Annotated in this window: 13 protein-coding genes; 8 read left to right on the forward strand and 5 right to left on the reverse strand. The window is 68.2% G+C overall.

Annotated features, from left to right (window positions below):
- The first annotated feature begins 692 nt into the window (after window positions 1-692).
- Entirely contained in the window at window positions 693-1,619 is a 927-nt protein-coding gene (locus Q9K23_RS00605) for a LysR family transcriptional regulator (RefSeq protein WP_020792075.1), read from the forward strand.
- Window positions 1,620-1,660: 41 nt separating this feature from the next.
- The gene (locus Q9K23_RS00610; RefSeq protein WP_053776833.1) at window positions 1,661-2,065 is read left to right on the forward strand and encodes a nuclear transport factor 2 family protein; all 405 of its coding nucleotides are present in this window, start codon (window positions 1,661-1,663) and stop codon (window positions 2,063-2,065) included.
- A 64-nt stretch (window positions 2,066-2,129) separates the two neighbouring features.
- Here the strand turns inward: Q9K23_RS00610 and Q9K23_RS00615 are convergent, their stop codons facing one another.
- Window positions 2,130-2,693, reverse strand: a complete 564-nt coding sequence (locus tag Q9K23_RS00615) for a PadR family transcriptional regulator (protein WP_020792078.1) — start codon at window positions 2,691-2,693, stop codon at window positions 2,130-2,132.
- A gap of 181 nt (window positions 2,694-2,874) precedes the next feature.
- On the opposite strand from Q9K23_RS00615, the gene Q9K23_RS00620 reads away from it, so the two are divergent.
- Both Q9K23_RS00620 and Q9K23_RS00625 read left to right on the forward strand, forming a co-directional pair.
- On the forward strand, window positions 2,875-3,909 hold the full coding sequence (locus tag Q9K23_RS00620) for an LLM class F420-dependent oxidoreductase (protein WP_053776787.1): 1,035 nt from the start codon (window positions 2,875-2,877) through the stop codon (window positions 3,907-3,909).
- A 73-nt stretch (window positions 3,910-3,982) separates the two neighbouring features.
- On the forward strand, window positions 3,983-4,498 hold the full coding sequence (locus Q9K23_RS00625; protein WP_082365791.1) for an FKBP-type peptidyl-prolyl cis-trans isomerase: 516 nt from the start codon (window positions 3,983-3,985) through the stop codon (window positions 4,496-4,498).
- Window positions 4,499-4,522: 24 nt separating this feature from the next.
- On the opposite strand, the gene Q9K23_RS00630 is transcribed toward Q9K23_RS00625, so the two are convergent.
- From Q9K23_RS00630 to Q9K23_RS00645, 4 genes are all read right to left on the reverse strand, one after another.
- Entirely contained in the window at window positions 4,523-6,916 is a 2,394-nt protein-coding gene (locus Q9K23_RS00630) for an excinuclease ABC subunit UvrA (RefSeq protein ID WP_020792077.1), read from the reverse strand.
- Window positions 6,917-6,991: 75 nt separating this feature from the next.
- A complete protein-coding gene (locus Q9K23_RS00635; RefSeq protein ID WP_053776832.1) occupies window positions 6,992-7,402 on the reverse strand; it encodes a VOC family protein in 411 nt (136 codons plus the stop codon).
- 10 nt (window positions 7,403-7,412) lie between these two features.
- On the reverse strand, window positions 7,413-7,856 hold the full coding sequence (locus Q9K23_RS00640) for a helix-turn-helix transcriptional regulator (RefSeq protein WP_053776831.1): 444 nt from the start codon (window positions 7,854-7,856) through the stop codon (window positions 7,413-7,415).
- A gap of 81 nt (window positions 7,857-7,937) precedes the next feature.
- Window positions 7,938-8,396 (reverse strand): MaoC/PaaZ C-terminal domain-containing protein, encoded by a 459-nt coding sequence (locus Q9K23_RS00645; RefSeq protein ID WP_020790423.1) that lies wholly within the window; start codon window positions 8,394-8,396, stop codon window positions 7,938-7,940.
- Window positions 8,397-8,557: 161 nt separating this feature from the next.
- Between Q9K23_RS00645 and Q9K23_RS00650 the strand changes: the two genes are divergently transcribed.
- From Q9K23_RS00650 to Q9K23_RS00665, 4 genes are all read left to right on the forward strand, one after another.
- Window positions 8,558-9,265, forward strand: a complete 708-nt coding sequence (locus Q9K23_RS00650) for an acetoacetate decarboxylase family protein (protein WP_020790425.1) — start codon at window positions 8,558-8,560, stop codon at window positions 9,263-9,265.
- A 176-nt stretch (window positions 9,266-9,441) separates the two neighbouring features.
- Complete coding sequence (locus Q9K23_RS00655) at window positions 9,442-10,917, forward strand: AMP-binding protein (RefSeq protein ID WP_020790422.1); 1,476 nt, start codon at window positions 9,442-9,444, stop codon at window positions 10,915-10,917.
- 156 nt (window positions 10,918-11,073) lie between these two features.
- Window positions 11,074-12,903: a DUF3556 domain-containing protein gene (locus tag Q9K23_RS00660; RefSeq protein ID WP_053776786.1), complete on the forward strand. Its 1,830-nt coding sequence runs from the start codon at window positions 11,074-11,076 to the stop codon at window positions 12,901-12,903.
- Window positions 12,900-14,321, forward strand: a complete 1,422-nt coding sequence (locus Q9K23_RS00665) for an NAD(P)/FAD-dependent oxidoreductase (protein WP_053776785.1) — start codon at window positions 12,900-12,902, stop codon at window positions 14,319-14,321. Before Q9K23_RS00660 ends, Q9K23_RS00665 begins: the two co-directional genes overlap by 4 nt.
- The last annotated feature ends 1 nt before the right edge of the window (window position 14,322 follow it).

Below are 14,322 nucleotides of genomic sequence, written 5' to 3' on the forward strand. Positions count from 1 at the left end.
GAGATTTCGACACGGGTCCTCGCTCCGCTCGGTCCCGGCTCAATCATCGAAGGAGTTCCTCGCTCAATCATCAACGCCTAGTGGGTGGTTGAGCCGATGAGGAGCGTAGCGACGAAGCGTGTCGAAACCTGCGGCGGCCGACGTCGCCAACGCAACCACCTCCGAAGTGGTCACCGCCCGAGCTCGGCTGCGGAGATTTCGACTCGGGTCCTCGCTTCGCTCGGTCCCGGCTCAATCATCAACGGAGTTCCTCACTCAATCATCAACGCCTAGTGGGTGGTTGAGCCGATGAGGAGCGTAGCGACGAGGCGTGTCGAAACCTCTGGCGGCCGACGTCGCCAACGCAACCACCTCCGAGGTGGTCGCCACCTGACGTCGGGCTGCGGAGATTTCGACACGGGTCCTCGCTCCGCTCGGTCCCGGCTCAATCATCAACGGAGTTCCTCGCTCAATCATGAACGCCTAGTGGGTGGTTGAGCCGATGAGGAGCGTAGCGACGAAGCGTGTCGAAACCTGCGGCGGCCGACGTCGCCAACGCAACCACCTCCGAAGTGGTCACCACCCGAGCTCGGCTGCCGAGATTTCGACACGGGTCCTCGCTCCGCTCGGTCCCGGCTCAATCACCGAAGGAGTCCCGGCTCGATCGTCAACCCGCCATCGACCGGCCTCGGGTGTGACATACGCTGAACACCGTGGATCTGCTCCATCTCCGATACTTCGTCGCCGTGGCCGAGGAACGAAGTTTCAGCCGGGCCGCGGCGCGCCTGCACATGGCGGCGTCACCGCTGAGCCAGCGGATCAAGGATCTGGAACGGGAGTTCGGGGCGGAACTCTTCATCCGAGCCCACCGCCGGATCGACCTCACCGATGCCGGCCGCGTCCTGCTGCCGCGCGCGGTCGACATCCTGGAACGGGTGGACGGGCTGGCCGCGGTGGTGTCGGCAGCAACCGAACAGGCGGCACGCCAAGCCGTCATCGGTATCGCCCCGGAGGTGACCCCCACCGTGCGGGATCGTCTGCTCGACGCGTTGGCCGAGTCGTATCCAGACATCCGGCCCCGGCTCGTCCCGGCGAGCACCGCCCCCCTGCTCCGTGACCTCCGTGCCGGCGAGATCGACCTCGCCCTCGTCCACGGACCTGCGGGCGGCGAAGGCCTCGGCAGCGTGATGCTCGAACGGCAGCCCGTCGGCGCCGCGGTGGCATCCAGTCTCGTCGCGGGATCGCCTGAGTCGATCTCGCTCGCCGATCTCGCCGACATCCCGTTCGCCTCGATCAACCACGACGCCGCACCCGAGATCTATCGCAATCTCGACGCGCTCCTCGAACGTAACGGCGTGCACAAGCGGATCACGTTGAGCGACGGCAACTTCGCCGGACTCGCCCACCTGGTTGCGACAGGACAGGCGTTTGCACTCGTCGCACTCGGTGAGGGTGTGGTGGGCCGGATGTTCCAGGGTGAGCCGGTCCAGGTGATCCCCTTGGAGAAGACCCGCGCCCACATCAGCACGGTGGCGGTCTGGCGAGAACGTCGGGCCGACACCGATCCCCTCGTCGCCGATCTCGTCGACGCGGTCTGCGGAGGCGTCGCGGCCCTGGACACGGGACCCCGGCAACCCTAGTGTGAGTGCCAGTACTCAAATCCATGACCAAAGGGGATCTGATGCGTGCATTCCGTGAGGCCGTCGAGAAGGGTGATGCGGCGGCGATGGCCGACCTGCTCGCCGACAACGTCGTGTTCACCAGCCCGGTGGCGATGCGCCCGTACGAGGGCAAGCCCATGACCGCGGCGATCCTGCGCGGCGTGCTGCGGGTGTTCACCGACTTCCACTACATCCGCGAGATCGCCGACCCGGGCGGACGTGACCACGCCCTGGTGTTCGAGGCGAAGGTCGGCGACAGATCTGTGACCGGCTGCGACTTCCTGCACCTCGACGACGAGGGCCGGATCGACGACTTCATGGTGATGGTGCGACCGCTGTCGGGGGCCACTGCGCTGGCGACGGCGATGGGCGCACAGTTCGAGCAGATCAAGGCCGAGGTGGCCGCCGAACTCGGCGTCGAGTAACCCGCCGCCGATCCACCCCCGGCCGACTCACCTCCGCACGGTGACGTCGGAGGCGGGAACCAGGTCAGCCCGCCGCACCCCGGGCGGTGAGGACGTCGGCGACCCGTCGGCACCATGCGGCGTTCTCCCGCTCGTAGGCGATTCCCCGGAGTCCGGTCAGGTATGGCCCGATGCGGGGGTTCTCGGCGAGGAACCGGTCCTCGGACATGTCGCCGCGCAACTTCGCGAGCAGGGCCTCGATGAACTCGGCCTTGACCAGCGCCTGTTGGGATCGTGCGCGCAGGTCGTCGATCAGTGCGGGGACCTCACCGATGTCGCAGGCCCGCACCTTGACCAGCAGGTCGTCACGCATGAACGTCGGCCGCGATGTCTTCTCGACGAAATGCTCGAGCACCTCACGACCGGTGGGGGTGAGCGTGTACACCCGCTTGTTGGGGCGGCGCTCCTGGACCACCTCGCGTCCGCTGATCAGCCCCTCCGCCTCGAGTCGGGTGAGCTCGGCGTACAGCTGCTGCGGGGTGGCATACCAGTAGCTGGCGACGGCGACGTCGAAGGTCTTGGCGAGCCGGTAGCCCGACGCGCCGGCATCGTCGAGCAACTCGGCCAGGATGGCGTGCCGCAAGGCCATCGGGTCCCCTTTCGTGCAGCGGTCACGGTCGATTCCATCCTAGCCGCTCACCTACTCATGAATTTGAGTATGTCTGGGGTTGTGACCGATGCACTCACCGGATAGGTTCGGATACCAGGACACGTGCCGGGGATCTCGGCACCCACGATCTCACCCCACCCCGTCGACGAAGGGACGTTCAGTGAAACTCGGTCTGCAACTGGGATATTGGGGCGCCGGCCCCAATCCGGCACATCGTGAGCTGGTGGCGGCCGCGGAGGCGAGCGGATTCGACAGCGTCTTCACCGCGGAGGCATGGGGTTCGGATGCCTACACCCCGCTCGCGTGGTGGGGTTCCGCCACCGAACGCGTCCGGCTCGGCACGTCGGTGTTGCAGCTGTCGGCGCGTACGCCCACCGCCTGCGCCATGGCGGCGATGACCCTCGATCATCTGTCCGGCGGACGCCACATCGTCGGGCTCGGCGTCTCCGGCCCGCAGGTCGTCGAGGGCTGGTACGGACAGAAGTTCCCGAAACCCCTTGCGCGCACCCGTGAATACATCGACATCATGCGGCAGGTGTGGGCACGTGAGGCGCCGGTCACCAGTGCGGGCCCGCACTATCCGTTGCCCTATGAGGGACCCGGCAGCACCGGCCTGGGCAAACCGCTCAAGGCCATCACCCACCCGCTGCGTTCGGACATCCCGGTGATGCTGGGTGCCGAGGGCCCCAAGAACATCGCGCTCGCCGCCGAGATCGCCGACGGCTGGCTGCCGCTGTTCTACACCCCGCGTCTGGCCGACACCTACAACGAGTGGCTCGACGAGGGATTCGCCAAGCCCGGTGCCCGTCGCAGCCGCGAGGACTTCGAGATCTGCGCGACCGCCCAGATCGTCATCACCGACGACCGCGACGCCAGCTATGCGGCGATCAAGCCGTTCCTCGCGCTGTACATGGGCGGAATGGGCAGCGAGGACACCAACTTCCACGCCGAGGTCTACCGCCGGATGGGCTACTCGGAGGTGGTCGACGACGTGACCAAACTGTTCCGGTCCGGCCGTAAGGACGAGGCCGCCTCGATCATCCCCGACGAGGTGGTCGACGACTCGGCGATCGTGGGCGACCTCGACCACGTCCGCGAGCAGATCGGCGTCTGGGAGCGGGCCGGGGTGTCGACCATGCTCGTGTCACCGGGCAGTGTCGCCGAGGTCGAGCAGCTGGCCGCCCTCGTGTCGTGACCCCTCACCGCAGAACCACCTGAGCGCAGAACCACCGAGGAGGGACCGGGGGCACGTCGGCTAGCGTGACCGCATGCGTCTGTACCGCGGCCTGTGTGCTGCCTTCGTGTCCCTGTTCCTCGTCACCGTGGTCGCCGCGTGCGGTTCCGACGACACCCCGGCCGTCGACACATGGGAGTCGAAGGGCGCGACCGGCAGCATCTCGGTGACCCCGCCCAGCGGCGACACCGCACCCAAGATCTCGGTCAGCACGCCGTACTCGGTCACCGAGACCCAGGTGCACGTCCTCACCGAGGGAAGCGGTGCCGTCGTCGCCGACACCGCCGAGGTGCGTGTGAACTACCTCGGTGTCAACGGCCGCGATGGTCAGGAGTTCGACAGCAGTTACGGCCGCGGCACTCCCGCCGAGTTCCCGCTGAACGGCGTGATCCCCGGGTTCAGCAAGGCGATCGCCGGTCAGAAGGTCGGGTCCACGGTCGTGGTCTCGATCGCCCCGGCCGACGGCTACACCTCCGGGCAGCCGTCCGCGGGCATCCAGGCCGGCGACACCCTGGTCTTCGTCATCGAGATCCTCGACGTCGTCAGCTGATCGGCCCCGGTCGACCGGGCCCGATCAGCGGGTCACGTACTCGGCGAGGTGCCGACCGGTGAGTGTCCGCCGGTCGGCCACCAGCTCGGCGGGGGTGCCCTCGAAGACCACCTGGCCGCCGTCGTGGCCTGCCCCCGGGCCCAGATCGATGATCCAGTCGGCGTGGGCCATCACCGCCTGATGGTGTTCGATCACGATCACCGACCGGCCCTGCTCGACGAGATGGTCGAGCAGGGCCAGCAGCTGTTCGACATCGGCGAGATGAAGCCCGGTGGTGGGTTCGTCGAGGATGTAGATCTCGCCCTTCTCGCCCATCTCGACGGCGAGCTTCAAGCGTTGCCGCTCACCGCCGGAGAGCGTGGTCAGCGGCTGCCCGATGGTCAGATAGCCGAGCCCGACGTCGGCGAGCCGGCGCAGGATCTTGTGTGCCGCAGGCACCTTCGCGTCGCCGTCGGCGAAGAACTCCTCGGCCTGCGCCACCGACATGGTCAGCACCTCGTCGATGTTGCGGCCGCCGAAGGTGTACTCGAGCACCTCGGCCTGGAACCGCCTGCCCTCACAGACCTCGCACACCGACGACACCCCGCCCATCATCGCGAGGTCGGAGTACACCACCCCGGCACCCTTGCAGTTGGGGCAGGCCCCGGCCGAATTGGCGCTGAACAGAGCGGGTTTCACCCCGTTTGCCTTGGCGAAGGCCTTGCGGATGGGTTCGAGCAGCCCGGTGTAGGTCGCCGGATTACTGCGCCGCGAGCCCTTGATGGCGCCCTGGTCGATCGACACCACGCCGTCGCGGCCGGCCACCGACCCCGAGATCAGTGAGCTCTTGCCGGATCCGGCGACGCCGGTGAGGACCACGAGCACCCCGAGCGGGATGTCGACGTCGACATCCCGCAGGTTGTGGGTGTCGGCGCCCCGGACCTCCAGCGTCCCGGTGGGGGTGCGCACCTCGGCCTTCAGCGCGGCGCGATCGTCGAGGTGGCGGCCGGTGAGCGTGTCGGCACCACGCAGTTCGTCGACGCTCCCCTCGAACACGATCTGCCCGCCACCGGCTCCGGCGCCGGGACCGAGGTCGACGACGTGGTCGGCGATCACGATCGCCTCCGGCTTGTGCTCGACGACGAGGACGGTGTTGCCCTTGTCCCGCAACTGCAGGAGCAGGTCGTTCATGCGGGCGATGTCGTGCGGGTGCAGCCCGATGGTGGGTTCGTCGAAGACATAGGTGACATCGGTCAGCGACGATCCGAGGTGCCGGATCAGCTTGGTGCGCTGCGACTCCCCGCCCGACAGTGTTCCGGCCGGTCGCTCCAGCGACAGATACCCCAGCCCGATCTCGACGAATGCGTCGAGCAGTTCGCCCAGCGAGGTCAGCAGCGGCGCCACCGAGGCGTCGTCGAGCCCGTGGACCCAGTCGGCCAGATCGGTGATCTGCATGGCGCACACGTCGGCGATGCTCTTGCCCGCGATCTTCGACGACCGGGCGGTCTCCGACAGTCTCGTGCCGTCGCAGTCCGGACAGACGGTGAAGGTGATGGCGCGGTCGACGAAGGCGCGGATGTGCGGCTGCATCGCCTCGCGATCCTTCGACAGCATGGACTTCTGGATCTTGGGGATCAGCCCCTCATAGGTGACGTTGATGCCGTCGACCTGGATGCGGGTGGGCTCCTTGTAGAGCAGCGCGTCGAGCTGACGTCTGGTGAACTTGCTGATCGGCTTGGCCGGGTCGAAGAAGCCGCAACCCCGGAAGATCCGCCCGTACCAGCCGTCCATGCTGTATCCGGGGATGAGCAGCGCCCCCTCGTCGAGTGACTTCTCGGCGTCGTAGAGGGCGGTCAGGTCGAAGTCGGAGACGTCGCCGCGTCCCTCGCAGCGCGGGCACATGCCGCCGGTGACGGTGAACTCGCGGCGTTCCTTGACCTTTCGGCCGCCGCGCTCCACCTCGATCGCTCCGGCACCGCTCACCGAGGCGACATTGAACGAGAACGCCTGTGGCGAGCCGATGGCGGGGGTTCCCAGTCGGCTGAACAGGATTCGCAGCATGGCGTTGGCGTCGGTGGCGGTGCCGACGGTCGAGCGCGGGTTGGCGCCCATCCGTTCCTGGTCGACGATGATCGCGGTGGTCAGTCCCTCGAGGACGTCCACGTCGGGGCGGCCGAGACCGGGCATGAAGCCCTGGACGAAGGCACTGTAGGTCTCGTTGATCATCCGCTGCGACTCGGCGGCGATGGTGGCGAACACCAGTGAGCTCTTACCGGAACCGGATACCCCGGTGAACACGGTGAGACGACGTTTCGGGATCTCGACGTCGATGTTGCGCAGGTTGTTCTCGCGGGCGCCGTGCACCCGGATGGTGTCGTGGGTGTCGGCAGGATGAACGGCGGCAGGGCGTGGGCTGGACGGGGACGCGGTGCGGCTCAAGGGTTCTCCGGTTCGGGGATGGACGGGCGGCGGTGGGTGGGCGGTACTCGGGGGTGCTCGCCGGGCGGGCGCCGATCAGGCCTGGTTGATGCGGAGCAGATTGCCGGTGGGGTCGCGGAAGGCGCAGTCGCGCACGCCGTACGGCTGGTCCATCGGCTCCTGCACGACGTCGGCGCCGGCCGCCTGCAGCCGGTCGAACAGTCCTTGCAGGTCGTCGGTGGACAGCGTGAGCGCTGCGCCGTAGGTGCCCTTGGCGATGAGTTCGAGGATGGTCTCCCGTTCGGTGTCGGTGATACCGGGATCGACGGCCGGCGGGTGCAGGACGATCGAGGTCTGGGGCTGATCGGCGGGGCCGACGGTCAGCCACCGCATCCCCTCGTACCCGACGTCGTTGCGGACCTCGAATCCGAGGGTGTCCCGGTAGAAGCCGAGCGCGGCCTCGGGATCGGTCTGCGGTAGGAAGGTGTACTGGATCGTGATGGTCATGGCGTCCACGCTAACCGCCATGCGGGGCCCTCACTTCTCGATTCCTGACCGGTCGGGTCACCTGTTTGGCGATGCACGCCGGGATTCCCGCGGTGGCGTCGGCGGCTCGTGCCCGATACTCGCGCGGGGACATGCCGACCAGCTCGGTGAAGCGCGTGCTGAAGGTGCCCAGTGATGAACAGCCCACCTCGAAACACACGTCGGTGACGCTCAGGTCGCCGCGGCGCAGCAGTGTCATCGCGCGCTCGATCCGTCGTGTCATCAGATACGAGTAGGGCGATTCGCCGTAGGCCCGCTTGAACTCTCGGCTGAGATGTCCGGCCGACATGTGTGCACCCCGGGCCAGGGCCTCGACGTCGAGGGGGTGGGCGTACTCGCGGTCGATCCGGTCGCGGACCCGCCGCAGGCGCGTCAGGTCGCGCAGCCGCTGCTCGGAATCGGCCCGTGACGTCATGACCGCCATCGTGGCACAGGCCGCCGACAGCCCGACACCGCCGCGGCGGTCACCCGGCGCACGCCTCGGCCCCGGCGCAGGTCAGTCGGTGCCCGCCGGTCGAGTCCGGACATAGGCTTCGACGTCGGCGTGCATCACGTCGATGCCACGCTGGTTGCGCAGGTCGATCGCATAGGTGATCAGCGCGCGACCCCGACGCTCGTCCAGCTCGACGGCGTCGACCCGCAACGAGCCGGTGAGGGTGTCGTCGGGCCGCACGGGTGCGGTGAAGGTGATCTCCCGCAGCCGTCGTCCGGCGATCACACTCCACGAGTCGATCACCTGGGTCACCGACAGTCGCTGGGCAATCGCCAGGGTGTGGATCCCGCTCGCGATCAGACCGCGGAAGGCACCGGCCTCCGCGTCGGCCTTGTCGACGTGGAAGGACTGGGGATCCCAGGCGGAGGCGAACTCCACGAGCTCGGCCTCGCCGACGGTGTGCGGCCCCAGATCGTGGACCTCACCGACCCGAAGGTCGTCCGCATAGATGATCTCTCCCATCGTGGGCTCCTGTTCCGCGTGGCACGCGCTAGACTTCGGCGACTCGATGTAACGCCGTCCGCGGCGCCGTCGATGTCATAGTTGGCTCCGATCGAGATTGCCAGACCCCCGACCCGGCGATCTCGGTCGGAGTCCTTTTTCCGGGGGGAAGGACGACAGACATGGCACGCACCGAGGGTGCTGTCCGGCTCGATCGCGACTGGCACCAGGGTGCCGACGGTGTGCCCTATCCTCCCGAACCCTGGTATCTCGGTGGTGACCTGCTCGCCTCGGCGTTCGTCGTCCCGGTCACCGAACTCCCGGCAGGCACCCTCGATGTGGTCCCGGCCGGCTCCCGCCCGCTCACGATCGGCGGGAGCATCGTCGTGGTGGCGGCGTTCGTGCACTACACCGAAGGCGGAGTGTTGCAGTACGAGGAACTGCTCACGTCGTTCCCGGTGCTCTCGGCACGCCACGGGGCGCGGGTGAGCATCCCGCACATCTGGGTGACCAGCCCCCACTCCCGCACAGGCGGGCGTGAACTCTGGGGAATCCCGAAGCACCTCGCCGAGTTCGAGCGCAGCGTCGACGGCCGGACCGTGCGTACCGCGATGCGCATCGACGGTGCACCGGTGGCGTCCCTGACCGCCCGGCCCGGACGACGCATCCTGCCCGGAACCCGCCAGGTTCCCCTGCCCACCGCCCAGGTCCTCGACGGCGTGCGGTCGTTCTCCACCAACCGGATCGTCGGGCACCTGCGTACCCTGCGCGCCACCTGGGAGTTCGCCCCCGACGGCCCGCTCGGGTACCTCGCCGGTCGCCGCCGACTCGGTGATCTCGCGGCCACCGAGGCCGCCGTCCTCTTCGGCACCAAGGTCTCCCACGACTGAGATCCGGGCCGCCGAGCCGAGTCCGGCAGCGCGCCTACACCGCCGGCCCTAAGCCGGTGACCTCGGCGTTTGTCCTCCGGGGACAACGGCCTCGGGAAAGTCTGGCCCGCCGGGCCGTATCAGATCACACCTGCCCTCCATAGTGTCTGGGATCACACAGACCGAAAGGTACGCACGTGATCTCCCCCTCCTACTTCGCCTGGGACCTCACCGACCGAGGCTCGGCACCCTGCGTCCGCGACGACCGGATCGAGCTGTCCTACCGGGACTTCGCCGACCGCGTCGACGCCTGCGCCGAGCAGCTCGCCCAGCTCGGGATCGGTCGTGGCGACGTCGTGGCCACCTTCTTGCCCAACCGTGTCGAACTGCTGATCACCCTCATGGCGGCCTGGCGGCTGCGCGCGATCGCGACCCCGGTCAATCCGACCTTCACCGTCGACGAGGCCGAGTACCAGCTGTCCGATGCCGGCGCCCGGGTGGTGATCGGCGCGAGCGCGGGCGGATCCGATCCGGACCGGATCCACCTGCACGTGGACGACCTCACCGAACGGCCCACCACCGGGTGGGCGGCGCCGGCAACCGGACCCGACGCCGACGACGATGCACTGCTGATCTACACCTCGGGCTCCACCGGGCGCCCCAAAGGCGTCCGGCTCACCCACGCCAACCTGCACTACATGGGCTCGACGATGGTGCGACTGCTCGACCTGGGCGCCGGCGATCACGCCCTGCTCGTCCTGCCGCTGTTCCACGTCAACGCGATCTGCGTCAGCGTGCTCGCACCGATCCTGGCGGGCGGTCAGATCACCGTGACCGGACACTTCTCGGTCTCCCGGTTCTTCGGTGACGTCGCACGACTGCGGCCGACCTACTTCTCCGCCGTCCCCACGATCTACGCCCTGCTCGTCGCGAATGCCGACGGTGACGACGTCACGCCGGATCTCACCTCGCTGCGGTTCGCCATCTGCGGCGCCGCGCCGATCTCGAAGGAGTTGCTCGGCCGCGTCGAGCGCACCTTCGCGATCCCGATCGTCGAGGGCTACGGCCTCACCGAGGGGACCTGCGCGTCGGCGTGCAACCCCGTGCGCGGACCACGCAAACCCGGCACCGTCGGACCCGCCCTGCCCGGACAGCGGATCCGCATCGTCGACCCGGACGGGCGCGACGTGTCGCCCGGCGGGATCGGTGAGGTCCTGATCGCCGGCCCCAACGTGATGCGCGGCTACCTCGACCGGCCGGAGGCGACGGCGGCGACCGTCGTCGACGGGTGGCTGCACACCGGCGACGTCGGACATCTCGACGCCGACGGTTACCTCACCCTGGTCGACCGGATCAAGGACATGATCATCCGCGGCGGAGAGAACCTGTACCCCAAGGAGATCGAGAACGCCCTGGCCACCCATCCGGCGGTCCTCGAATGTGCCGTCGTCGGTGCGCCCGACGACGTCTACGGCGAGGTGCCGGTGGCATTCGTCGTGACCTATCCCGACACCGCCGCCGACGCCGGGGCCCTCACCGCCCATCTGGAGCCGCTGCTCGCCAAGAGCAAGCGGCCCGGCCGGATTCACGTCGTCGCGGCGCTCCCGCGCAACCCCGTCGGCAAGATCGACAAACCGGGTCTGCGACGCGGTCTCCAGCCCTCCGGTTCCTGACCCAGGACCGCCACCGGGTCATCGCCAACCCTCACCTGATCTGCGCGACAACCGATGTCGTGCCGATGGCGCACGCCCATCTGTCGTTCACAGATACGCAATCTGTTCACAGAAACCCATCACCAGCCCCTCCCCCGACGACACGAAGGATCTCCCATGGGACTGACCACACCCGATTCACCACCGGTGGATCCCGCGACCTTTCTCGAGCGACCGTTCCTCGAACGCATCCGCATCCTCGGCCTGCATTGGGCCGAATACGGCTTCGGCACACCGAAACTCATCCACATCATCTACCTGATCAAGTGTGGGCTGCTGTTCGTCGTCGGCGGCCTGTGCGTGGCGACGTTCACCTCCGGGTTCAACGTCCTCGACATCGGCACCTGGTGGGATCAGGCCATCGTCTACCAGAAGGCCGTGCTGTGGACCCTGCTGCTCGAGGTACTCGGCCTCGGCGGCTCCTGGGGCCCGCTGGCCGGTCACTTCAAGCCGATGACCGGAGGATTCCTGTTCTGGTTGCGGCCGAACACCATTCGGCTGCCACCGTGGCCCGCCCGGGTACCGCTCACCGCCGGTGACACCCGTACCGTCGCCGACGTCGTGCTGTATGCGGCGCTGCTGGTGAATCTCGTCGTCGCACTCGTACTCCCCGGCGTCGCGTCGTCGTCGCTGGATGCGGTGGTGGCCGACAATCACGGCCTGGTCAATCCTGCGCTGATGTACCCGCTGATCGCACTGCTGGTGGTGATCGGCCTGCGCGACAAGGTCATCTTCATCGCGGCCCGCTCCGAGCAGTACCTGCCCGCGGTGATCTTCTTCGCCTTCCTGCCCTTCGTCGACATGATCCTCGCGCTCAAACTCCTCATCGTCGTGGTGTGGGTGGGTGCCGGTGTGTCCAAACTGGGCCACCACTTCTCGATGGTGATCCCGCCCATGCTGTCGAACACGCCGTGGCTGCCGTTCCGGTCGATCAAGCGGGCCCACTACCGCAACTTCCCCACCGACATGCGGCCGTCACGTCTGGCCTCGGGGATCGGCCACGTCCTCGGCACCATCGTCGAGATCGTCACCCCGCTGGTCCTGCTGTTCTCCACCGACAAGTGGCTGACCCTGGCGGCGGTGATCCTGATGGTGGGCTTCCATCTGTTCATCTTCTCGACCTTCCCGCTCGCGGTGCCGCTGGAATGGAATCTGCTGTTCGGGTACGCGGCGATCTTCCTGTTCTGGGGCCACCCCGCCTGGGACGGGTATGCACTGACCGACACCTCCATGCCGTGGGTGATGGTCGTGATCGCGATCGGCCTGTGCTTCTTCCCGGTGCTGGGCAATCTGCGTCCGGACCTGGTGTCGTTCCTGCCGTCGATGCGGCAGTACGCCGGCAACTGGGCGTCGGCCACCTGGGCCTTCGCCCCCGGTGCCGAGGATAAACTCGATCAGCATGTGGTCCGTTCGTCGAAGAACACCCGCACCCAGTTGCTCTCGACGTATCCCCCGGAGGTGGCCGACGTCGTGATGCACCAGATGCTCGCGTGGCGCTCGCTGCACAGTCAGGGACGCGCACTGTATTCGCTGATGCTGCGTCAACTCGGCCCGGACATCGACACCTACACCCTCCGGGAGGCCGAGTTCTCCTGTAACTCGTTGGTGGCGTTCAACTTCGGTGACGGTCATCTCCACGACGAGAAGCTCATCGCCGCCCTGCAACGACGCTGCGGCTTCGCACCCGGCGAGTTCACCGTCGCGTGGATCGAATCGCAGCCGATCCACAAGGGCACCCAGCGGTACAAGGTGATCGACGCCGCGCTCGGCGTGATCGAGACCGGCACCTATCGGGTGGCCGACGCGGTGGCCGAGCAGCCCTGGCTGCCCAACGGCCCGATCCCCGTCGACGTCGACTGGTCGATCGCGACCTCCGATCGGATCGTCGCCGACACCGAGACCGACACCACCCCCGCTGTCCCGACACCGGCGCAGGGAACCCGATGACCTCAGCGGTCGTCGTCGGCGGCGGGCCCAACGGGCTCGCCGCCGCCCTGCACCTGGCCCGCAACGGGGTCGAGGTCACGGTGCTGGAAGCGCAGGACGAGGTGGGCGGCGGTGCCCGGTCGGGAGAACTCACCCTGCCCGGGCTCGTCCACGATCACTGCTCGGCCTTCCATCCACTCGGTGTGGGTTCACCGTTCTGGCAGGAGTTCGACCTCGGCCGCCACGGACTGCGCTGGCTGCTTCCGCCGGTCGACTGCGCCCATCCGCTCGACGACGGCCGGGCCGGACTGCTGCACCGGTCGATCGCCGAGACCGCCGCCGGACTCGGCCCCGACGGCCGGCGCTGGCGTGCCGCATTCGGCGATCTGGCCGACGGATTCGACGAGCTGGCCGCCGATCTGCTCCGCCCGATCCTGCACGTTCCCCGACATCCGGTGCGGCTCGGTGCGTTCGGCCCCCGGGCGGTGCTGCCGGCGACGGTGATGGCGCGATGGTTCCGCACCGACGAGGGACGTGCACTGTTCGGCGGGATCGCCGCACATGCGTTCACCCGGCTCGACCGGCCGCTGACCGCATCACTGGGCATGATGATCACCGCCAGCGGTCACCGATTCGGCTGGCCGGTGGCCGAGGGCGGCTCCGGGAAGATCACCGCGGCGGCCGCGGCGGCACTGCGCGAACTCGGCGGCACCATCGTGACCGGTACCCCGGTGCGACGCCGTGACGACATCCCGCCCGCCGATCTCGTCCTGCTCGACCTCTCTCCCGCACAAGCACTCTCGCTCTACGGCGACCTGATGCCCGGCCGGATCGCCCGGGGTCTGGGGCGGTATCGCGTCGGGTCGTCGGCGTTCAAGATGGACTATGCGATCAGCGGTGACATCCCGTGGCGCAACCCGGCGTGTGCGCGGGCGGGCACGGTGCACCTCGGTGGTGGTCTCGCCGAGATCGCCGACACCGAACGCCGGCGTGCGGCGGGGACCATGGTGGAGCGACCGTTCGTGCTCCTCGGCCAGCAGTACGTCGCCGATCCCGCCCGCGGCCGCGACGGGCTCAATCCGGTCTACGCCTATGCCCACGTGCCGCGCGGCTACGACGGCGACGCCACCGAGGCGATCACCGCGCAGATCGAACGGTTCGCCCCCGGCTTCCGGGACCGGATCGTGGCCACGCACCGCACCGGCACCGCCGACCTGAGCCGGCACAACGCCAACTTCGCCCACGGTGACATCATCGGCGGCGCCAACGACGGACTGCAGATGATCTTCCGGCCCCGACCGGCATACGACCCCTACACACTCGGGGTGGACGGGGTGTATCTCTGTTCCCAGGCGACACCGCCCGGCGCCGGTGTCCACGGCCTGTGCGGCTACCACGCCGCCCGGTCGGCGCTGGCCGGACTCGATCGACGGAGGTGAC

The sequence above is a fragment of the Gordonia sp. NB41Y genome (assembly GCF_030718915.1).
Lineage (GTDB): Bacteria > Actinomycetota > Actinomycetes > Mycobacteriales > Mycobacteriaceae > Gordonia > Gordonia desulfuricans.